18 protein-coding genes are annotated in these 22,874 nt (G+C 61.8%); 7 read left to right on the forward strand and 11 right to left on the reverse strand.

The annotated features are described in order from the left end of the window. The first annotated feature begins 33 nt into the window (after positions 1–33). The 4 genes from pheT to AKL25_RS06085 all read left to right on the forward strand — a co-directional run bounded on the left by pheT (position 34) and on the right by AKL25_RS06085 (position 4,033). Positions 34–2,460 carry a phenylalanine--tRNA ligase subunit beta gene (pheT, locus tag AKL25_RS06070; protein WP_050476749.1) on the forward strand — a complete coding sequence of 809 codons (2,427 nt, stop codon included), beginning with the start codon at positions 34–36 and terminating at the stop codon, positions 2,458–2,460. 66 nt (positions 2,461–2,526) lie between these two features. Beyond that, positions 2,527–2,940, forward strand: a complete 414-nt coding sequence (locus AKL25_RS06075) for an integration host factor subunit alpha (protein WP_050476750.1) — start codon at positions 2,527–2,529, stop codon at positions 2,938–2,940. 15 nt (positions 2,941–2,955) lie between these two features. Continuing rightward, positions 2,956–3,351 (forward strand): MerR family transcriptional regulator, encoded by a 396-nt coding sequence (locus AKL25_RS06080; protein ID WP_050476751.1) that lies wholly within the window; start codon positions 2,956–2,958, stop codon positions 3,349–3,351. Positions 3,352–3,478: 127 nt separating this feature from the next. Then, complete coding sequence (locus AKL25_RS06085) at positions 3,479–4,033, forward strand: GNAT family N-acetyltransferase (RefSeq protein ID WP_240475656.1); 555 nt, start codon at positions 3,479–3,481, stop codon at positions 4,031–4,033. A gap of 46 nt (positions 4,034–4,079) precedes the next feature. Here AKL25_RS06085 and AKL25_RS06090 read toward each other — a convergent pair whose 3' ends face one another. Together AKL25_RS06090 and AKL25_RS06095 are read right to left on the reverse strand one after the other, a co-directional pair. Further along, on the reverse strand, positions 4,080–6,599 hold the full coding sequence (locus AKL25_RS06090) for an aldo/keto reductase (RefSeq protein WP_083444592.1): 2,520 nt from the start codon (positions 6,597–6,599) through the stop codon (positions 4,080–4,082). Positions 6,600–6,645: 46 nt separating this feature from the next. Continuing rightward, positions 6,646–7,581, reverse strand: a complete 936-nt coding sequence (locus tag AKL25_RS06095) for a glycosyltransferase family 2 protein (RefSeq protein WP_050476753.1) — start codon at positions 7,579–7,581, stop codon at positions 6,646–6,648. 232 nt (positions 7,582–7,813) lie between these two features. Between AKL25_RS06095 and AKL25_RS06100 the strand changes: the two genes are divergently transcribed. The 3 genes from AKL25_RS06100 to AKL25_RS06110 are packed head-to-tail and all read left to right on the forward strand — an operon-like array spanning position 7,814 to position 11,249. Next, positions 7,814–8,620: a WecB/TagA/CpsF family glycosyltransferase gene (locus tag AKL25_RS06100; RefSeq protein WP_050476754.1), complete on the forward strand. Its 807-nt coding sequence runs from the start codon at positions 7,814–7,816 to the stop codon at positions 8,618–8,620. Next, positions 8,617–10,026: an undecaprenyl-phosphate glucose phosphotransferase gene (locus AKL25_RS06105; RefSeq protein WP_050476755.1), complete on the forward strand. Its 1,410-nt coding sequence runs from the start codon at positions 8,617–8,619 to the stop codon at positions 10,024–10,026. Before AKL25_RS06100 ends, AKL25_RS06105 begins: the two co-directional genes overlap by 4 nt. Before the next feature lie 23 nt (positions 10,027–10,049). Next, entirely contained in the window at positions 10,050–11,249 is a 1,200-nt protein-coding gene (locus AKL25_RS06110) for a GNAT family N-acetyltransferase (RefSeq protein ID WP_050476756.1), read from the forward strand. Here the strand turns inward: AKL25_RS06110 and AKL25_RS06115 are convergent. From AKL25_RS06115 to AKL25_RS06155, 9 genes are read right to left on the reverse strand one after another with little or no spacing between them, the layout of a single operon-like run. Continuing rightward, positions 11,200–11,979, reverse strand: coding sequence for a polysaccharide deacetylase family protein (locus AKL25_RS06115; protein ID WP_050476757.1), 780 nt, complete (start codon positions 11,977–11,979; stop codon positions 11,200–11,202). The two genes, AKL25_RS06110 and AKL25_RS06115, sit on opposite strands and share 50 nt — an antisense overlap. 43 nt (positions 11,980–12,022) lie before the next feature. Beyond that, positions 12,023–13,162 (reverse strand): acyltransferase family protein, encoded by a 1,140-nt coding sequence (locus AKL25_RS06120; protein ID WP_050476758.1) that lies wholly within the window; start codon positions 13,160–13,162, stop codon positions 12,023–12,025. After that, complete coding sequence (locus tag AKL25_RS06125) at positions 13,159–14,499, reverse strand: hypothetical protein (protein WP_240475657.1); 1,341 nt, start codon at positions 14,497–14,499, stop codon at positions 13,159–13,161. The genes AKL25_RS06120 and AKL25_RS06125 overlap by 4 nt, the downstream gene beginning before the upstream one ends. 55 nt (positions 14,500–14,554) lie before the next feature. After that, complete coding sequence (locus AKL25_RS06130) at positions 14,555–16,945, reverse strand: alpha-amylase family protein (RefSeq protein ID WP_050476760.1); 2,391 nt, start codon at positions 16,943–16,945, stop codon at positions 14,555–14,557. Beyond that, a complete protein-coding gene (locus AKL25_RS06135; protein WP_050476761.1) occupies positions 16,942–18,345 on the reverse strand; it encodes an O-antigen ligase family protein in 1,404 nt (467 codons plus the stop codon). Before AKL25_RS06135 ends, AKL25_RS06130 begins: the two co-directional genes overlap by 4 nt. Further along, positions 18,329–19,255, reverse strand: a complete 927-nt coding sequence (locus AKL25_RS06140) for a glycosyltransferase family 2 protein (RefSeq protein ID WP_050476762.1) — start codon at positions 19,253–19,255, stop codon at positions 18,329–18,331. The genes AKL25_RS06135 and AKL25_RS06140 overlap by 17 nt, the downstream gene beginning before the upstream one ends. Then, complete coding sequence (locus tag AKL25_RS06145; RefSeq protein ID WP_240475658.1) at positions 19,252–20,553, reverse strand: lipopolysaccharide biosynthesis protein; 1,302 nt, start codon at positions 20,551–20,553, stop codon at positions 19,252–19,254. Before AKL25_RS06145 ends, AKL25_RS06140 begins: the two co-directional genes overlap by 4 nt. Beyond that, a complete protein-coding gene (locus tag AKL25_RS06150) occupies positions 20,526–21,476 on the reverse strand; it encodes a polysaccharide biosynthesis tyrosine autokinase (RefSeq protein ID WP_240475659.1) in 951 nt (316 codons plus the stop codon). Before AKL25_RS06150 ends, AKL25_RS06145 begins: the two co-directional genes overlap by 28 nt. Before the next feature lie 13 nt (positions 21,477–21,489). Further along, complete coding sequence (locus AKL25_RS06155) at positions 21,490–22,872, reverse strand: Wzz/FepE/Etk N-terminal domain-containing protein (protein WP_050476765.1); 1,383 nt, start codon at positions 22,870–22,872, stop codon at positions 21,490–21,492. Between the last annotated feature and the right edge of the window lie 2 nt (positions 22,873–22,874).

Consider the following 22,874-nt stretch of genomic DNA (forward strand, 5'->3'; position numbering starts at 1 on the left):
CGGGTTTCCGGACCATAGCTGAAGGTTTGAATCATGCAATTCTCTGAAAACTGGTTGCGCACCATGGTCAATCCGAAGATGACTTCGGATGAGTTGTCGCACTTGCTGACAATGTCGGGCCTGGAAGTGGAAGAAGTCGAAGCGGTCGCGCCGCCGTTCTCCAACGTGGTGGTCGGCGAAGTGCTGGAAATCGCCAAGCACCCGAACGCCGATCGTCTGAACGTTTGCCAGGTGGACGTCAAGACCGGCACCATTCTCAACATCGTCTGCGGTGCGCCGAACGTGCGTGTGGGCATGAAGGTGCCTTGCGCCATGGCCGGCGCCGTACTGCCTCCGGGCGCCGACGGCAAGCCGTTTGAGATCAAGGTCGGCCAACTGCGCGGCGTCGAGTCGCAAGGCATGCTGTGCTCGGCGCGCGAACTGAAGCTGTCGGAAGATCACGGCGGCTTGCTGGAGTTGCCGGACGACGCACCGGTCGGTCAGAATTTCCGCGATTACTTCCTGCTCAACGACCTCAAGTTCACCATCAAGCTGACGCCGAACAAGGCGGACTGCCTGTCCGTTCTGGGCGTGGCGCGCGAAGTGTCGGCACTGACCGATACGCCGCTGAAGCAACCGACGTTCCAGAAAGTAGCCGTCGGCATCGATGAAAAATTGCCGGTCAAGATTTCTGCGCCGGATCTGTGCGGCCGCTTTGCCGGCCGCGTCATCCGCGGCCTGAACGCCAAAGCATCGACGCCGCAGTGGATGAAGCAGCGCCTCGAGCGCAGCGGCCAGCGTCCGATCTCGGCGCTGGTGGATATCTCCAACTACGTCATGCTGGAACTCGGCCGTCCGTCGCACGTGTTCGATCTCGACAAGATCCACGGCAGCCTCGACGTGCGCTGGGGCAAGAAGGGCGAACAGATCAAGCTCCTCAACGGCAATACCGTGGAAGTCGACGAATGGGTCGGCGTGATCGCCGACGACAAGGAACTCGAATCGCTGGCCGGCATCATGGGCGGCGACGCCACCTCGGTGTCGCTCGAGACCGCCAACATCTATCTGGAAGCCGCGTTCTGGTTCCCGCAAGCGATCCAGGGCCGTGCGCGCCGCTACAACTTCTCGACCGATGCCGCGCATCGTTTCGAACGCGGCGTCGACTTCGCCACCGTGGTGGATCACATCGAGCGCATCACCGCCTTGCTGATCGAGATCTGCGGCACGGCCGACACCAAGGTCGGTCCGGTCGACGACCAGATCGTCAACCTGCCCAAGCGCGAGCCGGTCAGGGTGCGCACTGCGCGCGCCGCCAAGGTCATCGGCGTGGACATCACCGACGACATGATCGCCAACATTTTCACGCGTCTCGGTCTGCAGTTCACGCAAGAGCCGGGCCTGTTTGCGGTCACGCCGCCGTCGTTCCGTTTCGACATCGAAATCGAAGAAGACCTGATCGAAGAAATCGCGCGCGTCTACGGCTTTGAAAACATCCCGGCCTTGCCGCCGGTGGCCGCCAGCGCGATGAAGATCGCGCCGGAAAATATCCGCTCGCTGTTCGATGTCCGCCACTTGCTGGCCGACCTCGACTATCAGGAAGTGGTCAATTTCAGCTTCGTCGAGAGCGCATGGGAAGCCGACTTCGCCGGCAACCAGGCGCCGATCAAGCTGCTCAATCCGATCGCCAGCCAGATGAACGTGATGCGCTCCTCGCTGATTGCCAGCCTGGTCGCCAACGTGCGTTACAACATCAACCGCAAGGCCAACCGCGTGCGCGTATTCGAAGTCGGCGCGGTGTTCCACCGTGACGCGCAGGTGCAGGACGGTCCGCTGGAAGTCGCCGGTTATCACCAGCCGAAGCGCGTCGCCGGCCTGGCCTATGGCCCGGTGGCTGACGAGCAGTGGGGCCTGGATTCCCGCAACGTCGATTTCTTCGACGTCAAGGCGGATCTGGAAGCCTTGTTTGCACCGCGCAGCTTGCGTTTTGCACGCGTCGAGCATCCAGCGCTGCATCCGGGACGTTCGGCCCAGGTTGAGCTGGACGGCAAGAACATCGGCCTGATCGGCGAACTGCACCCACGCCTGCAACAAAAATACGACCTGCCGCTGGCGCCGGTCGTGTTTGAAGTTGACGCCTTGGCGCTGCAGCAACGCGACGTGCCTGCCTATGTGGAAATCTCCAAGTTTCCGGCAGTCACGCGCGATCTTGCGCTGGTCGTCAAACAAGGTGTTCAGGTCCAGGAATTGCGCGATATTTTTGCCGCTGAAAAGCAAGGAAACGCAGCATGCGGGATCATCCAAGCCATTGTTTTATTTGATGAATATCAAGGCAAGGGGCTGGAAAATGACGAAAAAAGCCTTGCTTTCCGATTCACCTTGCAAGATACTCAAAACACACTCCAGGACGACACTGTTGACGCTGCAATGGCTGCTATCGTAGCCGCTGCGACGGGGAAACTTGCCGCCAAATTGCGTGCTTGATAATAGACAAGCACTGAGCAAAGCAAATAGATAAAGAACCGGTAGAGAACAGGCCAACCACCCGTCATGAACAACGTGAATTCAAGTGAATTTCAATCTGTGCTGGATGCCGACTTGCAACGTGCCGTACTGGAATCCCAGGTACGCTCGCAAGCGGAAAAAAATCTCCCGACGCTGACCAAGGCCGAGCTTGCCGAACTTTTGTTCGAGCAGGTCGGTCTCAACAAGCGTGAAGCAAAAGACATGGTTGAAACTTTCTTCGACGAAATTCGCAATGCCCTGGAGCGTGGTGAGGCCGTCAAACTTTCCGGTTTCGGCAATTTTCAGTTGCGCGACAAGCCGCAGCGTCCCGGCCGCAATCCAAAAACCGGCGAAGAGATTCCGATCACTGCACGCCGTGTCGTTACTTTCCACGCCAGTCAGAAGCTCAAGGAAATGGTTGAGGACTCCAGCAGCCAGCCCCTCGCTCTCGTTGTGTAACGTAAACCCACACTCATGAACGAACGCGTCAACAAACCTGCGGTGATTGTCTTGCCGCCGATTCCCGCCAAGCGCTATTTCACCATCGGTGAAGTCAGCGAATTGTGCGGCGTGAAGCCGCATGTGCTGCGCTACTGGGAACAGGAATTCACCCAGTTGAAGCCGGTCAAGCGTCGCGGCAACCGCCGTTACTACCAGCATCACGAAGTCCTGCTGATTCGCCGCATCCGCGAGCTGCTCTACGAGCAAGGCTTTACCATCAGCGGCGCGCGCAACAAGCTGGACGGTCATCTCAACGAAGACCAGCCGGAAATCTCCGAAGAGATCGAGATCTCGATGGGTGCGGAAGAAATCGAAGTCATGCGCGCCGAACTGACCGGCATTCTGGCGCTGCTCAGGCCGCGCGCATAGCTGGTGCAGGTCGATTGCCTTCATCGCCGCAATAAGCTGCCATGGCAGCTTATTTACGTTTACGCCGTCGGCTTTCTCCGAATATTGCGAAAATAATATCGTTGAATTTGAATGGAAGCACTGTGCAATGACAAGCGCTAACTCGGATACCAACGCAAACACGAACGCAGGTGTGATGTGGCGCGCCATGCTGCAGCGCGATCTGCCGGCGGTCGTCGCCATTGCGGAGCAGGTGCATCCCGCTTATCCGGAGTCGCCGGAAGTATTTGCGGAACGTCTGCAATTGTTCGCTGAAGGCTGTCGGGTCGCGGTCGATGGTGAAGACTGCGTGCATGGCTATGCCATCACGCATCCCGCCATGCTGGGACAACCGCCGGCCCTGAACTCCTTGCTGCACGTCTTGCCGCCGCAGGCCGATTGCCTCTATCTGCACGACGTCGCGCTTACCGACGCGGCGCGCCGATACGGACTGGGTGGAAAGCTGGTGGAGTTGATCAGGCAGCATGCCGAGGCCATGCAAGTCGGTCATGCAGCGCTGGTGGCGGTGAACGATTCGGCGGGCTATTGGCGACGACGCGGCTTTACGGATTACCGGCAAGCCGATGCCGCGTTGTTGAAGAAAATCGCCAGCTATGACGTCGCTGCACACTATCTGGTGATGGACCTTGCCCGGACCGTCTGATTAAACTGATTGATTAGTCTGATTGCTGCGACCGGTCCGGCCGACTTTATTCGGCAACCCGCGCCAGCACCGCCACGCGCTCCACACGGCGCGTCGATACCAGAATCGAGCCGGTCGCATTGCGTTGCAGCGCATCCCGCAATACGGCCGCGCCGTCCGCTCCCTGCGGCGTGCCGCCCGCCATATATCCATAAGTAAATTGCAGTGCGCGCTGATGGCGCAAGAGCACATCAGCCTGATGTTTATCCAGGCTGTCGCGCACCTGCACGATGTCGGTCAGCGCCGGGCTGGCATCCAGCATGGCGGCGATCAGCGGCGCTTCGCCGGCGATGCCGAAATGACGGATTTTTCCTGACTGCACGAGCGACTCCAGCCAGCGCTGCCACTCATCGGTCTGGATCAGCGCCTGCACCGGTTCGTGCAGGAAGAGAATATCCAGCCAGCCGCGGCGCAAGCGGCGCAGGCTCTCTTCCAGGCTTTTCTGTGCGTGGGCGAGGCTCCAGTCGACCACTGCTTTGTTCAGCGCCGGCAAGGCCTTGCCGGCAATTTTGCGCAGCAGGATTTCCGGCACGCCGGGACCGGCGCCGTTCGGCCCGTATAAGCCGACCTTGCTGGCGATGGTGATGCGCTGCAGTTCTGCAGCCGGAAGTTCTCCCAGCGACTTTTCCGCCAGGCCGAAGCCGTAATAGGGCGAGGTGTCGAAATGCGTGAAGCCGGCATCCAGCGCCGCTGTCAGCAAGGCCTGGCGTTGCCGGCTCTTGAACAGGTGATGCAGGCTGGCGGTGCCGAAAGACAGACGGGTGACGTCCAGCGTCGTGCCTGGAATGCGGATGGATTGCATGCGGGTGGATCCTGTTGAAGAGGGCGTGAAAGGGCGCGCGGACTGGGTTGTCTGAACAGGTTGATGATCGTTGCTCTTGCCTGCAAGTTCGTTGGCCAGATGCGCTGCAAGCCGCGCCGCCAATGCGACCGCAAGGAAAGTCGGATTGGCTTCTCCGGTGGTCGGGAAGACGCTGCTCGACGCCACATACAGATTCGCCATGCCGTGCACCCGGCAATCGCGATCCACCACGCCCAGTTGCGGATCGTCGTGCATGCGTGTGGTGCCGACCTGGTGGAAGCCGTCGGTGGCTTGTTCCATGACGTGGCCGATACGCAAGTTTTCCGGGCGGTGATAGTCGACTTGGCCTTTGTCGGATGCGCGCAGGTGCGCATCCAGGATGGCATGCGCTTTCAGCACCGACTCGGCGTCGTCGTGCAGATAACGGAAATCGATGGTCAGGCGCGGCATGCCGTGGGCATCGTGTTCCTGATTCAGCGTAACGCGGCTTTCCGGATTCGGAATTTGCTCGGCATGATAATTGAGCGCATAGGTGCCACCCTGATTGCGTAGCACGAAGCCGGGCTTGCGCACCGGCGACAGATAGCGCAGGCGCAGGATGGTGATGACGTCGGCTGCCGCCTGCCATGGCCGGCGCAGGATGTTGAGCACGTGCGCGCCGTAGCGATAGGGCGGCGGGCCGACGTGGCGCAGGCGGATCGCTTCCGAAATCATGCGTCGTCCGACGGCCGGAATCGACAGGCCGAGGAATACCATCGACAAGGTCGGGTTGCGATGGCGCTCGTCGTAAAACGGCGGGTTGTCGGCGAAGAACGAGGTGTTGAGCACATGCTCGCGGCGCTGCACCTCTTCAGATAAGGTGAAGCGCCGGCGTACATAGGTGCCGGTGTCGTCGGTCGAAAAATCGAGATCGGCAAAATCGTCGGGCTGGTTCAGCGCGATGCTGGCGATGCTGCCGAAGATATGCCCCATGTAATACCGCCCCAGCGGGCCGCCGATGCCGCCGAACAGCGACGGATGCATCTGCTGTACGGCCAGCAGCAGGCGCGTGGTCTCCAGGCCGCCGCCGGCCAGCACGTAGCGTCGCGCGCGAACTTCGATGGCCGTCTTCTTGTGATGGACGCGCAGCGCGTCGACTTCTTGCTCCCTGTCGTCGAAGGACAGACCGGTGACGGTGGCGTCGAACAGGACGTGGATGTTCGGCGAGGCCAGGACGCGCGGCCCCAGCCGCGATACCAGTTTCGGCTGCTTGGCCCAGCGCTCCAGTTGCGACAGCTCGATGTCGCCGCCGCCTTCGGCCATATCGGGCCAGCGCACCGGCGGCTTGCGGAATTCAGCCTTGCCGCAATCAAGATAGTCGGCGGCCCTGGCGTACCACGGCGCGATGTCTTCCAGCGCGAACGGCCAGCCGGAATGCGGGACGTAATTGCGTGCTTCAAAGTCGATGGCTTCAAACGGCACGCAGCGGCCGCCCCATAGCCATGAGCTGCCGCCCAGCGCGCGGTTGGAGGCCAGCTCCATCGGCGAATGGGCTTTTTCATCGAGCACGGTGGCGCGCGACCATTCCTGCGTCGCCGGATTGTGTTCGGCGCCGCCGGACTCCAGCATCAGCACCTGCAATCCGCGCGCCTCGGCTTCCAGCGCGAGCGCCAGGCCCACCGGGCCGGTGCCGACTATGCAGACGTCGACGGTTTGATCGGCCTGCAAGGCCGTCAGCATCACCATAAAATCCCTGAGCGTAAGCGTGCGTTATAAATAAGCTGCGCGTGTTTTATTTTTTGCCGAGAATGAAATTCTTCAGGCGCGCCATCTGCCATTGGCGCAGATAACGCCGGAATTCCTTGTTCTCGTAGCGCGGCAGCCGGCGCAGCGCCGACCAGAAATAACTGAAAATCATCAGCAAGCCGCCGATGACGACCGGCTTCTCGCGCATGCGGTTGATGCCGGTGGCGATCGCGTACAGCGGGTGATAACCCATGTACCAGTTGCCGCGGCCCCAGCGCAGGCGGCCTTCGTAGATATGCTTGTCCGACGAACCCATGATGCGGTGATGCCACAGCCAGGCTTGCGGATCGTAGTAGCAGAAGGTCTTCCAGCCTTTCATCCAGGCCGTGTGCACGTCGATGCCGTCCCATGACAAATGCTGGACGAAGCCGCCGATGTCTTCAAAGGCGGTGCGTTTGTAGAGCTTGAACTGCCCCGCGACTTGTTCGTCGATATGGCTCTCTTCGATGTAGCGGCCATCTTCGTGGCGATAGACCTTGCCGGATACGGCGGCCAGCTTCGGGTCTTCGTCGAGCTTCCGGAACATGTGTTCCAGATACAGCGGGCCGAACGACATGTCGCCGTCGAGTTTGGCGATGTACTGGTAATCCTTGTTCCCGATATGTTCGACGCCGAAATTGAAGGCGGCGATGACGCCGCCGCCCAGTTTGCGGAAGCCGCGGTTCTGGCGCGGCACCAGGCGGATGAAGGGATATTTTTCCGCATATTCGCGCACGATGTCGGGCGTGGCGTCGGCGGAACCGTCGTCCACCAGAATCCACTCGACCGGACGGCAGGTTTGAGCCACTATGGAATCCATGGTCAGGCGCAGATACTTGGATTCGTCGCGTACCGGTGAAATGATCACCAGCGGGACAATGCGCGGATTGACGGCGGGAGGTGCTTCTACCGGCTCCAGAGGCTGCTGTGAGTCTTCTTGCATCGTGCCTTGCATGGTACCGTCCTTGTGCTTATCTTGTGAGATGTAAATTGGATTGAGATAGCGGCCAGTTCTGCTTATGCTGTCCGATCCGCGCAGTCAAATCAAGAATTAATCAGAAAACTCATGTCAAACAACAAGTAAGCGCTTCATAATATTGTTAAAATGATATCAAGTTAATCCGTGGTTCGATTCGATTAAATTGGTTTTTATTTAATTTTCTGCGCTGGAACGGATGAAAAAACAGACTGTCTTCCCTACGTCCCATCTGTTCGGACTCGATATCTGCGCTGCGAGTTTCAATCAGGCCGCACATCAGTTGACGGCGCTCGCCGAGTGCCGCGAGGGACCGCCTGCGATCGTTGTTACACCGAATGTCGATCACGTGGTGCGGCTTGATGCCGATGCGCAGTTCCGCTCGCTCTACGTGCAGGCCGACTATATTTTCGCCGACGGCATGCCGCTGGTCTGGGCCAGCCGCATGAGCGAAGCGCCGCTGCCGGAGCGCGTGACCGGTTCCGACCTGTTCGTCGCACTGGCGCGTGCAGCCGCGCAGTGGCAGACGCCGGTGTTTGTCATCGGCGGCATGCCCGGTCAGGAAGAAATGCTCACGGCAGCCTTTGCGCGCGTTTATCCGGGTTTGCAGGTCGAGATGTATTGTCCGTCCATGCAGTTCGATCCCATGGGCGAGGAAGGGCTGGAAGCGCTGCGCCGCGTCAACGCGCGCAAGCCGGGTTTTGTATTCGTCTGTCTCGGCATGCCCAAGCAGGAACGCTGGTCGTTTGCGCATAAAGATGCGATGCAGGCGGGTGTGGTGATGTGCGTCGGCGCCGCGATGGAGTTTGCGCTCGGCTTCAAGTCGCGCGCGCCGCTGTGGATGCAGAAAGCCGGGCTGGAATGGTTCTGGCGGCTGGCGTCGGAGCCGCGCCGCCTGTGGCGCAGATACATCGTGCAAGGCTCGAAGTTCGCCGGCTTGCTGCGCCGCGAGTGGAAGCAGCAGCGTACAATCAAACTCAACAAGACGACAGGGAGCGGCCATTGAGCTTTTACTCTGACAAGCGCAACCATCACACCACCTTGCTCGGGCTTGCCGTCGGCGCAGCCTATGCTTTCACGATCATCCTGACGCTCGAGATCGCCGTCGCCGTCTACCAATGGGCGGCGTTCTCGACCTTCCATTTTGTGGCGGCCATTGCCGGCGTGGTCGGCTTCATCGTCTTCAGCGATCCGCGCCGCTACGCCGTCGAGAATTCGTCGATGATGGTGCATAACTTCGGCACCATCGTGCGGCTGTGGATAGGCACCTTCTTCGTTGTGGTGCTGTCGCTGTACCTGACCAAGACCGGCGAGGATTTTTCGCGCGTGGTGATGACGATCTGGTTGCTTGCCACGCCTTTTGTGCTGTCGCTGACCTCGCTGTTGTGCCGCTGGTGGGCGTTGCGCCTGTACACCGCCAAAGGGCAACGGCGCACGGCGGTGTTCGTCGGCTTCAGTGAAGATGCGCAACGCTTGTCGGAGTCGTTTCAGACGTCGAAGATGCTGGGCATTACCGCTCTGGGTTTCTTCGACAATCGCCAGGGCACGCAGCGCGTCGGCTCAGAACTGCCGCGTCTGGGCAGCCTGATGGAGGCGATCGCGTGGATCGAACACAATCCGGTCGACATCGTTTTCGTCGGGCTGGTGCACGCACGCGCCAGCGATATTGCGCCGGTGGTGGATGCCTTGCACGATTCCGTGTCGTCGGTCTATTTCGTGCCGGACTCCAAGATGTTCGGCCTCGGCCATATCCAATACGGCGAGATCGCCGGCACGCCGGTGCTGGTGGCTTACGAGACGCCGTTCATCGGTGTGACGCGGCTGCTCAAGCGCTTTGTCGACGTGATCATGTCCTTTCTCATCCTGCTCTTGCTCAGTCCGGTGCTGTTCATCATTGCGATGGGCGTGAAGCTGTCGTCGCCGGGGCCGATCGTGTTCCGCCAGATGCGTTACGGCGTCGGCGGCCAGCGTATCGTGGTGTCCAAATTCCGTTCCATGCGCAACGATCCGATCCCGCAGGAGGGCGGCGAGGTCAAGCAGGCCACTGTCGGCGATGCGCGCGTGACGCCGTTCGGCCGTTTCTTGCGCAAGACCTCGCTGGACGAGTTGCCGCAATTCTTCAACGTGTTGGAAGGCTCAATGAGCATCGTCGGTCCGCGTCCGCATGCGGTCCAGCATAACGAGCTGTACCGCAAGCAGGTCAAGGGCTACATGTTGCGCCACAAGGTCAAGCCGGGCATCACCGGCTGGGCGCAGGTGAACGGCCTGCGCGGCGAAACCGACACGCTCGACAAGATGCAGCGGCGTATCGAGTTCGACCTCTACTACATCCGCAACTGGTCGCTGGCGCTGGATTTCAAGATCATCCTGCGCACCGTGCTGGTGGTGTTCAAAGACCGCAATGCTTATTAGCGTCGTCAAGCCGCACAGTGACCATGCCCCATGAAGTCGCCCGACACCTGCTGAGCGAACTGGCGCCGGATATCGCCGGCCGTTTTGCCGCGGGGACGGCGGTGCGCGTTTACTCTTCCTTCGAACACAGCGAAATGCGCTGGCGCACGGCGCAGGCATCGTGCGCCGCCTACGGTTTCCAGGCCTATGACTGGCTGGCGGCCTGGCAACGCGAACTGGGTGCGCGGCAGGGCTGGGAAGTCTGCATTGTCGAGCTGACGGACGCGGACGACCGCACGCTGATGCTGTTGCCGCTGGGGCGTCAGCGCAAGAGGGGTATCCGCTATGCGAGCTTTCTCGGCGGCGAAATTACCGACTATAACGCGCCCTTGCTTCATCCGGATTTCGACGCATCATGCTTTGCCGCATTGTGGCCGCTCATCGTCCGCTTGATGGGCGGCGTCGACGTCTTTCGCGTACGGCGCATGCCCTTGAACGTTGAAGGCGTCGCCAATCCGTTGGTTGCGCTGCCGGGCATGCGCCATACCGAGCAGGCGCATGCGGCGACACTGACGCCGACCTATGCTGAATTCCAGAAAGCGCGCAGCGCCAAGATGTTTGCCGACACGCGCCGCCAGCTGCGGCGCCTCAACGAGCTCGGCGCGGTGAAGTTGCTGATCGACGCGCCGCCGGATCTACGCGCGGCGGTGACAGCGGGAATGGCGCAGCAAAAGGCGCGGCGCTGGCACGAAACCGGCAGCCGCGATCTGTTCGCAGAACCCGGTTATCTGGACTTTTATCAGCACCTTGCGGCGCAGGGTTTGTCCGGCGGGGAGATCGTCGTATCGGCTTTGTATGTCGACGACAAGCTGGTCGCGACGCATTGGGGCATGCGCTACGGCGGCCGCTTCTACTGGCTCATGCCGGGCTATCAGGACGGCGAATGGGCACGCTATTCGGTGGGGCGCATCTTGCTCGACGCCGTGGTCCAGCATTGCATCGCCGAAGGGCTGGCGGTGTTCGATCTGACCGTGGGCGATGAAGGCTACAAGATGCAATGGGCCGATCACATGTTGCCGCTGTATGCCGGGCAGCAGGGCCACAGCCTGCGCGGCAAGATCGTGGTGGCGGTGGGCGAGGCTTATCGGCAGCTGCGTGCGCGGGCACGCGACAATGAACGTCTGCGCAGCCTGGTCAGGCGCCTGCGCGGGCAGCGTTCCGGTTCTGCTCCCAATAATCAATAGCCGCATTTACCGGCAACACCTTGCAGCCTGCGGCCAGCGCTGCCGCGACGGCATGTTCCAGCCGATCCGGCGTATAGCCGAAACGGCTGGGCGGGCTTTCCACATCATGCGTATTGACGATCAGCCAGCCTTTGCTGCGCGCGGTGCGTTCCAGCAGCGTCTCGTAATTTTCGGCATCCACCGGCAGGTCGTACAGGCGATGCGTCTTGAGCGCGTTCAGGTCGGCGACCTGCTCATGCGTGCCGCCGCCGGTGACGCGGCTGGAGCGGAAGCGCCTGCTGCTGATGCGCTTGGCGTTGTAGGCATAGGCGCCGAACGGATAGGCGAAATTCAGCGCCGCCAGATCCACGCCGAATTCGGCAAGAAAGGCGGCGTTGCGGTCCAGTTCTGCCTCCAGCGCGTCGGCGCTGAGGTTGTCGCAGCGGATGTGCGAGTAGCTGTGGCAGCCCAGCTCATGGCCGTTGGCCAGCAGGGTTTGCAGATGTTCGCGGGTATGGCAGGGCTTGCCTTCTTCCATGCCGCCGGTGAGGCCGCCGGCGACGTAGAAGGTGCCGCGCACGCCGTGGTGTTCCAGCGCGTGTGCGCCTGCTTCGCAAGCCGAGGCGGGGGCGTCGTCGAAGGTAAAGCTGACCACGCCGGCCTCCGCCTGCAGCGGCAGGAGATTGCGGAAGGCATGCTGAGACAGTCGGCGACTGATGCGCAGGGCAAGTTTGGACGCGGAATCGGACATGAGTGTTTTTCCGGTAGCGATGGCGGTGATGTCAACTCGTCAATCAGTTGTCGACCACATGCGCGCCAAAACGGCGGCGCCAGCGCAAGAACGGTTTCTCCACAAAATGGTAAGACGCTACGGCGAACACAAATGATAGCAGCACCGCCGTCAGCGCAAAGGGCGGGAACGCTTGCCAGCCGATCTGCTGCGGCCCGATGCTGCCGGGACCCCACCAGATCTCCGCCAGCACGATGGCGATAGGGTGATACAGGTAGAGCGAATAGGACCAGCCGCCGACGCGGCGCATAGGCCTGGTTTCCAGCAACCGGGTCAAGGGCGCCACCGACGAGGTGAAGCAAATCGCGGTCATCAGGGGCATCAGCGCCAGGCCTTGCAGAGAATAACGCAGGGTATCGCGAAAGCCCGGATGGCGGATCACGAAGCACGCCAGCAGCAGCAACAGGCACACCGCTTGCACCACGTGGCTGGCCGAGAAGCGCCGCCAGTGCTTGTGCGTATCGTTGGCCAGGATCAGCGCCAGCCAGGCGCCGTACAGGATTGAATCGATGCGCGTGTCGGTCGCCATGTAGATGTAGTCGCTGCTGCCGCCGTTGCGATGCACGATCACACGCCATACCAGCACCAGCACCACGCTGGCCGCCAGCGCCCAGGAGAAGCGGCGCAGGTTGGCGGTCCCTGCCAGCAGCGCGACGCAGATGAAAGGGAAGACCAGATAGTATTGCTCTTCCACCGCCAGCGACCACAGGATGCTGAACGGATCGAAGCCGTCGCGGCCCTGGCCGAAGTGAACGTAGATGCCGTAGTAGTTGGCGTAGTAGAACAAGGCTGAAAACACCTTGCCCCAACCCATGATGCCTCCCGCCGCGCTGAACGCCAGCGCCGCCAGGGCGACCGCAATCACGAGTGCCGGATACAGCCGGAACAAGCGCCGCACATAAAACCGGCCCACGGCGATGCGGCCGTTCTGCGCATGCTCAGCCAGCAGCAAGCGGGTAATCAGCAAGCCGCTGATGAAGAAAAACACCGTTACGCCGAAGCCGCCGGGGATCGCCGTGCTGAAGCCCAGGTGCGCCACCATCACCAGCAGCACCGCGCAGGCGCGCAAGCCGTCGAGGCCGGGGATATAGTCGAATGAAGGCCGGGCGCTTGCCGCTGTGCTCATGCTTGTGCTGGCGCTCATCGCAGATCCTCAATTTGTTGGCGCGCGCGGTTGTAGCCTTGCTGGTTGTCGAAGTTGAACGGCCCGGTGACGTTGTCGAAGGTGTAATTCAGGCTGACCTGCACCGTGCTGCGCCGATAGTCGATATTGCCGCCCGATTTGGACGTGGTCTGCTCACGCATGGCGTCGACGCGCAGCGCCAAGCGGCGCGTGATGTCGTAGTCGTAGCGGAAACCCAGGCGCAGCAATTGATCATTGCCGCTGGTCGGCGTGCTGATCTGGGCAGTGGCGAAGTTCTGCGATTTTTGCGATTCCAGCGAAGCCAGCAGCGACACGCGCGTCTTCGGCGTGGCTTGCCAGACCGCGCGTCCCTGCACGCCCTTGGTGATCACATAGAGACGGCTGTCTGCTTCATCGTTGGCTTGCGGACGATCCCAGATGCGGCCGTAGAAGGTGGTCTTGGCCGAGTAATGCCAGTCTATCCCCAGCTCGCCCGATATCAGCCGGCTGTCGCGGTTGGGCAGCGTGTTGAAGTGACGCGCGATGGAGCCGAGATGGGCGATGAACACCGTATTTTCGGTATAGCGCCAGGCGGCGTCGGTGAAGAATTCAGTGTCGGTGTAACCGGAATCGAAGTCCGCAATATCCTGCGCCGTGCGATTCGGAAAGCCGACGCGGTTGCGGCGCACGCCGGCCGAGAGCGTCGACTTGGTGCCGGCAGTGTAACGGATCGCCGCCTGGACGGCGTTGCTGTTCATGTTGTACATCTCAACCCGTCCCGGCACCATGTAGCTCAGGGTTTGCTGGGTCCAGGTCAGCGGCACGTCGAAGCGGTTGGTGACGCGGTAGGCGACTTCGACATTGTCTTCACGGATATGCGGAAATTCCGGCTCGACGTTGGAGATGCCGCGCGGCGGTGTCGTCGTGCTCGGTGCAATTTCGCCGCCGAAATAGTTGTACAGGCGATCGTCGGTGCGATGGCGGATGCGGCCACGCAGCAGGTCGCTGAATTCCCAGGTGTAGATGCCTTCGAACTGCTTCTTGGCCTGGTTCAGATTGTAGGGACCGTTGCCGTTGAGATCAGTGTAGTTGCCGAATGAGCTGCCGTAATGCATCTGCGACACCGAGGCCGTCAATTGCAGGTTGGTGCGCTCGGTCGGCAGCGGCAGGAACAACGCGCCGCGGATGTCCGTCGACCAGGCCGAGTCGGACGTCTTCAGCTTGTTGTCGCTGTTGCTCGGAAACATGAACGGATTGTCGATGCGATACCAGCTCACACCGCTCTGCAAGGCGTACTCGGCGGTGGCATGCGCCGGCGCCGACAGCAGCGGCAAGCCCAGCGCCGTGCAAGCCAGCATTGCCAATCGTGCCGGTGAGGATCGCCGCAGCCTTGTACGCAGTGCACGCATGGTCTTATTCATCGGCGACTACCTCGTACCAGGGGCTGGCCTGGGCGATATCGGCCTGGATATGGATGGTGGCGATGCCGTTGTTCAGGCCGGCGCGGCTGCCGTCGAGCGCGGCCAGTCGCTTGCCGTTGCCGTCCAGAGGATAGACGCTGATGCGTTTGGCCTGCGTGCGCAGGCTGATGCGCGCCTCGTTGCGTTCCATCCAGACCGGTCCTTCGACGTCGCGCGGGCCGGACGGTTTGTTGTTCATGCCGGCGTCCTGCTCCAGCGTCCACCACTTGGCGTCGCTCTTGTAGCGGATCAGTTCTTTCGGACGCGGCGGCATGGAGCCGGGCTGGTTGCCGGTGACGGCGCTCGATGCCGAGATCAGGATTCGCCGCGAGGCGGCAAGCGGACGGTTGTCCAGCGCCGTCAGCAGCACGCCGGTAAAGCCGCGGCTCTTGCCGAGCAGTTCGATGGCGGCGTTGTCGTCGCCGACGCGGCGCTTCATCAGGAAGCCGAAGAAGCCGCGCGCCTGCGGCGTGCGCAACTGGATGGTGCGCTGTTGCGCTTCAAATTCGAATTCGTTGTTGGCGGCGCGCAGCGGTGCAGTTGTCGGCGGCGTTTGCCTGTCGAGCTTGCCGGCGCCGCTCAGATCCATACCCAGCCGCGCCTGCGTCGCCAGTTCCGGCGTGACGCCGTAGCGCACGGACAGATGCGTTTCGAAGGCGTTTTGCTCGCGCACGGCAGCCACTGCCGCACGCGCCTCGGCGCCGAAAGGAATCGCCGTCTGCTTCGGCAGCGTGCCGACCAGCCCGTTGCGGAACAGCATAGCGCTTTGTCCGGTGGCGGCATATTTGCCCCAGTCGCCGCTGAGCGTGAAGGCGGACGGCGTGGCGGCCCAGTTGTCGCCGTCGATATAGTCAAAGAAGAACAGTCCGTCCCAATCCTGCGCCGCGCCGATGGCGGCCATCAGCGGCTGGATTTCGCTGCCTTGCTTGTTGGGGAAGGGCTGGTTGTATTCGCTGACGACAAAGGGCTTTCGGATATCGCGGCGGAGGGACAGCGCCAGCAGGCGATTCAATTCGCCGTCGCTGGCCGCGCTGTTGCGGATGCGCCAGTCGTTGCGATCCCAGGCCGGGCCCGGAAAGTCGGGATGATCGATGTAAAAGTGCTCGTCGATGTAATCCATCTGCGCCTGCGAATCGAAATTGAGCACGCCGCCATAGCCCATCTGGGTGCCGGTCACCGGCACCAGCGCATCGGTTTCGCTCTGCACGACCTGGCGCAGGCGATTGAAGTAAGCGCGGTCGGTATCGGCCAGGAACAGCAGGAAGTCGCGTATGCGCAGTGCTTCGCCGGAAGTGTTGGGCGTGCCGGGATCGGCCGGGCCCAGCACCTTTTCGGTCAGCGATTTGAACTTGCCGTCGAGGCGGTCGCGCCATTGGCCGACTTGCGACGCATCGGTCGGCGTCAGCAAGGGCACCGGCGAACCGGACGACACGCAGGTATTCCAGGTCGCGCAAGCTTTGGCGGTAGAGCCGTAGCGCCTGACCAGCCATTGCTGCCATTGCTTGTGCAGTTCGGCCTCGTAGGCTTTGGGGACGGCGTCGCTCCACTCGCGGCGTTGCCAGGCAGCCAGCAGTGACGATTCGTTGTTGATTTCCACCATCGCCAGCGCCGGATTGTTGCGCAAGCCGAGTGCGCGGATCAGTTGCCGTGCGTAGTCTTCCTGCAGCGCGATCATGCGCGGGTAATAAACGTGGATCGGTGCACCCAGCGGCGTGGCTTCGTTTTTGCCGTCCAGCGGCGGCAATTGATCGATGGTGGGGCGGAAGCGATAGCCGACATGTAAATTCAGGTCGACATAAATGCCTTGCTGCTTCAAGGCATTGATGAAGTTGCGCAGGCGGCTGAGCGCCACCGGATTGAAGGTCGGGTAAGGACCGGGCGTGAGCAGGCTGCGCGGCGGGTTGTCCTGGGTGCCGGGACTGCTGTCCATGTGATGCAGACGCACGGCGTTGATGCCGAGCTTGCGCAGGCGTTGCGCCAGCCGCACCGCATCGGCGTCGGACGGGAAGTTGGTGGCAAAGCTGAGGTTGATGCCATACAGGCGCACGCGCGTGTCGTCGGCCGTGTTCGGGCGGTTGTCGGGCCCGATGCGGTAAAAGTGGCCGTTGCGCACGAAGATGCGCGAGCCGGCGTCGAGCGGCTGGTTCATGGCGGAACGATCGGGTGCGCCGGCCAGCTTGTCTTCGTCGATGGCGAAATTGAAATAGGCGATGCCGTTGTCGCCGATGGTGAAGGCGGCTGGTGCAGCAGGCGCCGCCTGCGCGGCTGCGGGCAGCGGAAGCGCTGACGACAGCAGGCTTCCGGCGGCCAGTATCAGCGTGTGCAGGCGCATGGTCTTGCTCATGGCGTGGCTCCTCGCAGGGCGCCGTCGGACGGCAGCTCCTGTACGGCCTGCTTTGCCAGTTCCGCCTGTTCCATGCGATGCAAGGTGATGCGCGCAGAAATCGCGGTCGAGGAATAGATGAAGAAAATGTTCTGGAACAGCACGCCGCGGAACACTTCGCTCTCCGACAGATTGCTGATCAGGATCAGGATCAGCATGGCCCAGTGGATGGCGGCCTCTTCGCGGTCGATGCGGGTGAGCTTGATCAGGTTGCGGATGTGGAAGACGAACACGCCGGCCATGATCGTCAACCCGACGATGCCGAGCTCGTTGAGAATGTCGAGATAGCCGTTGTGCGCCTGCAGCGGAATCCAGTGCAACGCGTTGATGATCATCTGCGACGGGCTGCCTTCGCCCAGCCAGAAGGCGCCGTAACCGATGCCGAACACCGGATGGCGATCCACTTCCAGCAGCACCAGACGCCAGATGTCGGTACGGCCGGTGAGGTCGGTGCTCTTGTTGAACAGCGCGCCGAAGGGCGCGAACAATTCGTTCCATTCAGGCAGGCGGCCGTTGATGACGTAGAAGATGTGGAAGCCCAGCAGGATGATGACCGCCAGGCTGATCGTCAGCCGGCGGCCGTCGAATTCGCCGGTCAGATAGCGGCGGCGGATCAGTAGATAAATGCCGGTTCCCAGCGTCGCCACCAGGATCGCCGTGCTGCTCTTGGCCATCACCAGCATGAACAGGCTGAACAGGATGCCGAAATAACAGATCGAGCGCGGGAAGGTCGTGCCCAGGATTTCCTTGATCCACAGCACTACGCACAGGCCGGAGATTGCGCCCAGCGTATTTTTTTGCGTCAGGATGCCGCGCCAGGCGCCGCCCAGTTCGTAGTCGACACCGACGCGCGGGATCACCAGCGATACCACGAACGAAAACGCCATCAGCGTCATCAGCGTGCCGAGCATGGTGCGGATCAGTTGCTGCTTGCCGCCGATCGGCGGCGAGATCGCGATGCCGACCAGGGTCAGGCCGATCAGCTGGATGCTGCGCTTGAGCGTGACAACCGGGTAGGGCGACCACAGGATGGTGATCAGGCAATACAGGATGATGGCGATCAGCAGCGGATTCAGATGCACCACGTGGCGCAGGCTCCAGCCGCGATTGCGCCAGGCCAGCCAGGCGCCGATCAGGAACACCGAGCCGAACTCCATCTGGAAGATCAGCGAACCTTCCGCATAGCTGCCTTGCGGATCGGTATTGCCCCAGTTGAAGCCGGGCGGCAGCAGCGAGAACGTCATGCTCATGACGATCAGCAGGCGCACCAGAAACGGGTCGAGCTTGCTGATGACCGACGATGGTCCCTGTGATCCTTGTACCGGACGCGCCGCGTCCAATTGCTCAGTTGCCGTATTCATGATAACGATGGCCCGCGAGGGCGCTTAATTTGCCGCATTGCGCCAGCGTGGTGCGCAGCCAGCGAATCGACATGATGCGGGAAAACGGAAACGTCGCCAGCGTCACGCCGGCGGCAACCAGCAACTGCAGCAGCGCGCGTATTCCCAACTGGGTTGCGCGCAGCAAGCGCTGTACGCCGCGCAGGCGAGCGATTTCCGACAAGACGTAAGTTTGCCCGAGCCGGTATGAGCGGCGCAGCAGCCAGTTCAGGTTGGCGCGCTGGGCCGGGACTTCTTCGCTGACGGTGGCTTCGTCGCACCAGACGAATTTGGCGCCGTGCGCCAGCATGTCGCGAAACAGCATGGTGTCTTCCGCGCCGGTGCGGCCGAAGGCGGCGTCAAAGGGACCTGGAACAGCCATCAGTTTGCTGCGCCGGATCAGCACGTTGCCGGTGCGGGCGTCTTTGGTCGTGATGACGGTGCCGGTGGCGAAGCGGCGGCGATTGAAGAAGTCGCCGTTGCGTATCCAGGTCGGCGTATCGTCGCGGTAGCGCGGCAGCACGGGGGCAAATACCGCGTCCGCGTCGTAATGGCGCTGCGCGGCGACCATGTGGCGGATCCAGTCGGCGTCGGGCGCTTCGTCGTCGTCGATGAACAGTACCCATTCGCCTTGCGCGGTATGTACGGCGGCGTTGCGCGCCTTGGCGATGTTGGGCGTGCTTTCATGTCGGGCGTGCAGCGGCATGGGGAAGTGCGCTTGCCAGTCGCGCAAGACCGGCGCAGCCGAAGCGGCCGGGTCGTTGTCCACCACGACCACTTCGATGCGCAAGGCGTCGCAGGACTGTTCGGTCAGCGCGGCCAGCAACTGGTCCAGCAGCTCGGGACGGCGGAAGGTGCAGATGCAGATACTGATATCGATGGGTGCGGTCATGTCTGTTTGCGCCTCAGCATGGGCAGGAAGACGGCCCAGATCAGCAGCAGGTCGAACACTTCCACGATGATCAGCGACAGGATCGCGCCCCAGGTGCCGTACAGCGGAATGAATACCGCCGCGGAAATCAGCATGATGACCAGGCAGGCGATGCCGCTCAACAGCAGCAGCTTGTACTGGTCATTGCTGGTCAGCCAGGACGAGCCGATCCAGCGCGCCGCATTGATGGCGAAGTAGCCGCCCCAGGCCAGCACCATCGGTTCCAGTCCATGATATTTGGCGCCCAGCACATGCGCTTGCAGCCAGGGCAAGGCCAGCCACAGCGCGATGACGTAGACGATGGTGACGATTTCGATGCCGGCGACCGAGGCCCAGGCCAGGCGGTCGAGATGCTTCCAGTCGCGCGCCGCAAACAGGCGGCTGACCATCGGTCGCGCCACACGCGACCAGGCCAGCACCGACAGCGAGATCGGCATCAGCAGCAGGCGCGAGGCGTTCAGGTCTGCCGATGCGGCGACGCCGAGCACCGCCGCTGCCAGATACAAGTAGCTGTAGTTGGTGGCCCATGCCACCAGCGCGCCGGGCAAGGCCCAGCGTCCGCGCTGCATGACTTCGCCGACGGCGGCACGGTATTCGGTGTTGTCGTCCGTGTGCGCGGAGGCAGCTGAGGCAGGCCCGTGATCGGTGCTGCGCCACATGCCGGCGATGTTCGCCAGCCCGAGCACCAGCAGGATGGCGGGTACTGTCAGATAGCCGACCAGCAGCAATATGCCGACGCCGACCAGCACGCCGAGGGCATACGAAACGTCGGTATGCAGCACGCGGCGGGGGCGGGCTTCGATGAAGCTGATGCTGCGATGGTATTCACGCTGGGCGTTGGCCAGGATGTAGATGGCGAAGGCGACGCCCAGCCAGACCGGATGCGCGTCGATTTTGGTGACCGCGGCGATCACGGCGCTGCCGACGCCGAACAATACCGCCAGACCGATGCTGAGCTGCCACTGGAAACGCAGCAGCAGCGTCGTCAGCCGCGCACGTTCGGCGACCGTCTTGCCGGGCGCGATGGTGGTCAGCGGCCCGGTGATCAGCGCTTCGATGACGGTGGAGGCAAAGATGCCGGCGACATACATCTGCGAATAGACGCCATAAGATTCCTTGGTGGCCAGACGGATCAGCACCAGCCCCAGCGCAAAGTTCAGGCCGCTCAGCAGGGCCTGGTCGAGCAGCGAGGCCAGAGAGTGCGTGAGGAGCTTGCGGCTGCTGACGCCGCCTACCTGTTGAGTGGGCTGCTCAGCCATTTGCGCAGACGATGCCATAGTTTCTTGCCCTTGCCTTCGAGCTGGTCGAACGTGTCTTCTTCGGCGAACTGGTTGTAGACCGTGCCGATGATTTGCGCCCCTGCGGTCTTCATTTGCGCTTGTGTCTGACGCAGGTCGTCCAGGCGGGAATAATGCTGTCGCGCCACCAGCAGGCACATGCCGACCTGTTGCGAAATGGTCTGCGCGTCGGAAGAGGTTTGCGCTGCCGGCGTGTCGACGATGAAGACATCGAAGTCGTTGGACAGTTGCAGCATCAGATTGCTTAGGGCCGGTTGCAGCAGGATTTCCAGCGGATTCGGCGGCTGCGGCCCGGCGTTGAGAATATGCAGATGCGGAAAACCTTCGGCCAGGCCGCCGGCGGAAATCTCGGTACGGCCGGCCAGCATGGTCGACAGGCCGGTCTTGTTTTCCACGCCGAACAACAGATGCTGTTTCGGCGAGCGCATGTCGGCGTCGATCAGCAGCGTCCGTTTGCCCATTTGCGAGAAGGCCAGCGCCAGGCTGGCGGCAAGATAGGACTTGCCTTCGCCTTCGGCGGTGCTGACGATGGCCAGCGAGATTTTTTCCTGATCGCTCAGGCGAATCGACAGCTCGGCGCGGATCTGGCGGATCGCTTCGGCTTCCATGCCGAACGGTGCCAGCGCGATGTCCAGCGACTTGTCCAGGCCTTCGGTCGATACCAGCGCAGTCGCATAGTTGAACTGATCGGACAGTACGGCCTGCACATTTTGTTCGGTCAGCAGGCCGAGACGCACGGCGGCTTCGCCGAAGCGGATGTTGGCCGAGTTTTGCAATTCGACGACGCGGGCGACCTGCGCCTCGGTCAGCAGGCCCGCTTCCACGAAGCGGGAACCCATCTTGTCGGCAGTTGCGGCGCTGGTGGATGTAGTTTCTGTTGCCATGGTCATTACAGTCTTAGCGGATGCCGATATGGCCGATTAACGGGAGATGGATGCCGCGCACCAGATCGTCTTCGCAGCGCACGCGGCGTTGGCCGAGTTCGTACAGCAGGGCCAGGCAGAAGCCGAGCGCCAGGCCGACCAGGATGCTGGCGGCGATGTTTTGCATCAGCAAGGGCTTGGAATGCGAACTCGGCGCTTCCGCCACGCGCAGGACCGTCAGGTCGAAAGTGTTGATGTTGCTGGCCATGAGGATCTCATCGTATTTCGCCAGCGCGGTGTTGTAGACGCGTTCGACGCTGTCGAGCTGGCGCTGGTAGGACGTGATGATGTCGCGGTGCTGTTTCTGTTCAAGCAGTTTGGCGCGCTGGGTATCGACTTCCTTTTGCAGCGCCTGCTCCTGCATGGCCAGACGGCGCGAATCGATTTGCTGTGCATCCAGCGAGCTGCGCGCTTCGCGGGTGATGCGTGCCGAGATATCGTCACGCTCGCTGAGCAGCGCCAGCGTTTTCGGATGACGCGGGCCCAACACATCCTGTACATCCGCCAGACGTTTGTTGACGTCGCTGAGCTTGGATTTCAGATCGTTGATGTTGGGGCGTTGCGCGACTTCCGGCAATTCGTCGATGCGCATGCCGCCGCGCACCAGACTGTCGGTGGCGCTCTTGCGGGCCTGGGCTTCCTGCTGCTGGTTCTGCACCGCGATCAGCGAGGTCATCAGGTCGCCCAGCTGGCGCGATTGCAGGTCGTTGCGTTCGTTCGGATCGAGGATGCCGACTTCCTGCTGATACTGGGTCAGTTTCTGCTGAATGGAATCGGCTTCCTTGCGCAGGTGTTCGAGCTGCGCGTTGTACTGTTCGCGGCGCGCGCGCGCCGAGGCGGAGGAAATCTGCTGGTTCAGTTCGATATAGGCGCGCACCACGGCATTGGCCAGATCGCGCGACTGCTCGGCGGTGCCGGCGGCATATTCGACTTCGATCACGCGGCTGGAGCGGCGCGTCACCACCATCGTGCTGTCGTTGATGCGCTTGACCAGTTGCGAATGCGCGCGCGCTTCGCCGCTGCGTTCAACGGCTTCGTGATAGGCAGCGGTACGTTCCAGGTCGAGCGCGTCGATGACTTTTTCCGCGACCGCCTGACTCTTGATCATGTCGAGCTGGGTCTGCATGTAGCTCTCGTCCATCATCGGCGAGAACAGGCGTCCGTTGATCGGATCGTTGCCCTTGTAGTCGAGGAAGACGTCGGACGAGGCGGTGTAGGTCTTTGGCAGCAGCAGGGTCACGACGATCGTGACCGCCATTGTCGCCAACAGGGTTTTGAATATCGTGCTGCGCCGCGCCGAAATCATCGACGCCAGCTGCTTGGACGATAAACCGGTTTCCGGAGCCTGCAGATTCACGT

Source organism: Herbaspirillum rhizosphaerae, assembly GCF_001189965.1.
Taxonomy (GTDB): Bacteria; Pseudomonadota; Gammaproteobacteria; order Burkholderiales; family Burkholderiaceae_D; genus Herbaspirillum; species Herbaspirillum rhizosphaerae.

What these genes read in the sequence shown, in the direction of transcription:
- AKL25_RS06085 (WP_240475656.1), top strand. Translation starts at nt 3,479, where the DNA reads ATGACAAGCGCTAACTCGGATACCAACGCAAACACGAACGCAGGTGTG.
- AKL25_RS06080 (WP_050476751.1), top strand. Translation starts at nt 2,956, where the DNA reads ATGAACGAACGCGTCAACAAACCTGCGGTGATTGTCTTGCCGCCGATT.
- AKL25_RS06140 (WP_050476762.1), bottom strand. Translation starts at nt 19,255, where the DNA reads ATGACCGCACCCATCGATATCAGTATCTGCATCTGCACCTTCCGCCGT.
- AKL25_RS06135 (WP_050476761.1), bottom strand. Translation starts at nt 18,345, where the DNA reads ATGAATACGGCAACTGAGCAATTGGACGCGGCGCGTCCGGTACAAGGA.
- AKL25_RS06095 (WP_050476753.1), bottom strand. Translation starts at nt 7,581, where the DNA reads ATGCAAGAAGACTCACAGCAGCCTCTGGAGCCGGTAGAAGCACCTCCC.
- AKL25_RS06110 (WP_050476756.1), top strand. Translation starts at nt 10,050, where the DNA reads ATGCCCCATGAAGTCGCCCGACACCTGCTGAGCGAACTGGCGCCGGAT.
- AKL25_RS06115 (WP_050476757.1), bottom strand. Translation starts at nt 11,979, where the DNA reads ATGTCCGATTCCGCGTCCAAACTTGCCCTGCGCATCAGTCGCCGACTG.
- AKL25_RS06120 (WP_050476758.1), bottom strand. Translation starts at nt 13,162, where the DNA reads ATGAGCGCCAGCACAAGCATGAGCACAGCGGCAAGCGCCCGGCCTTCA.
- AKL25_RS06130 (WP_050476760.1), bottom strand. Translation starts at nt 16,945, where the DNA reads ATGAGCAAGACCATGCGCCTGCACACGCTGATACTGGCCGCCGGAAGC.
- AKL25_RS06145 (WP_240475658.1), bottom strand. Translation starts at nt 20,553, where the DNA reads ATGGCTGAGCAGCCCACTCAACAGGTAGGCGGCGTCAGCAGCCGCAAG.
- AKL25_RS06150 (WP_240475659.1), bottom strand. Translation starts at nt 21,476, where the DNA reads ATGGCAACAGAAACTACATCCACCAGCGCCGCAACTGCCGACAAGATG.
- pheT (WP_050476749.1), top strand. Translation starts at nt 34, where the DNA reads ATGCAATTCTCTGAAAACTGGTTGCGCACCATGGTCAATCCGAAGATG.
- AKL25_RS06125 (WP_240475657.1), bottom strand. Translation starts at nt 14,499, where the DNA reads ATGCTGGCTTGCACGGCGCTGGGCTTGCCGCTGCTGTCGGCGCCGGCG.
- AKL25_RS06100 (WP_050476754.1), top strand. Translation starts at nt 7,814, where the DNA reads ATGAAAAAACAGACTGTCTTCCCTACGTCCCATCTGTTCGGACTCGAT.
- AKL25_RS06075 (WP_050476750.1), top strand. Translation starts at nt 2,527, where the DNA reads ATGAACAACGTGAATTCAAGTGAATTTCAATCTGTGCTGGATGCCGAC.
- AKL25_RS06090 (WP_083444592.1), bottom strand. Translation starts at nt 6,599, where the DNA reads ATGGTGATGCTGACGGCCTTGCAGGCCGATCAAACCGTCGACGTCTGC.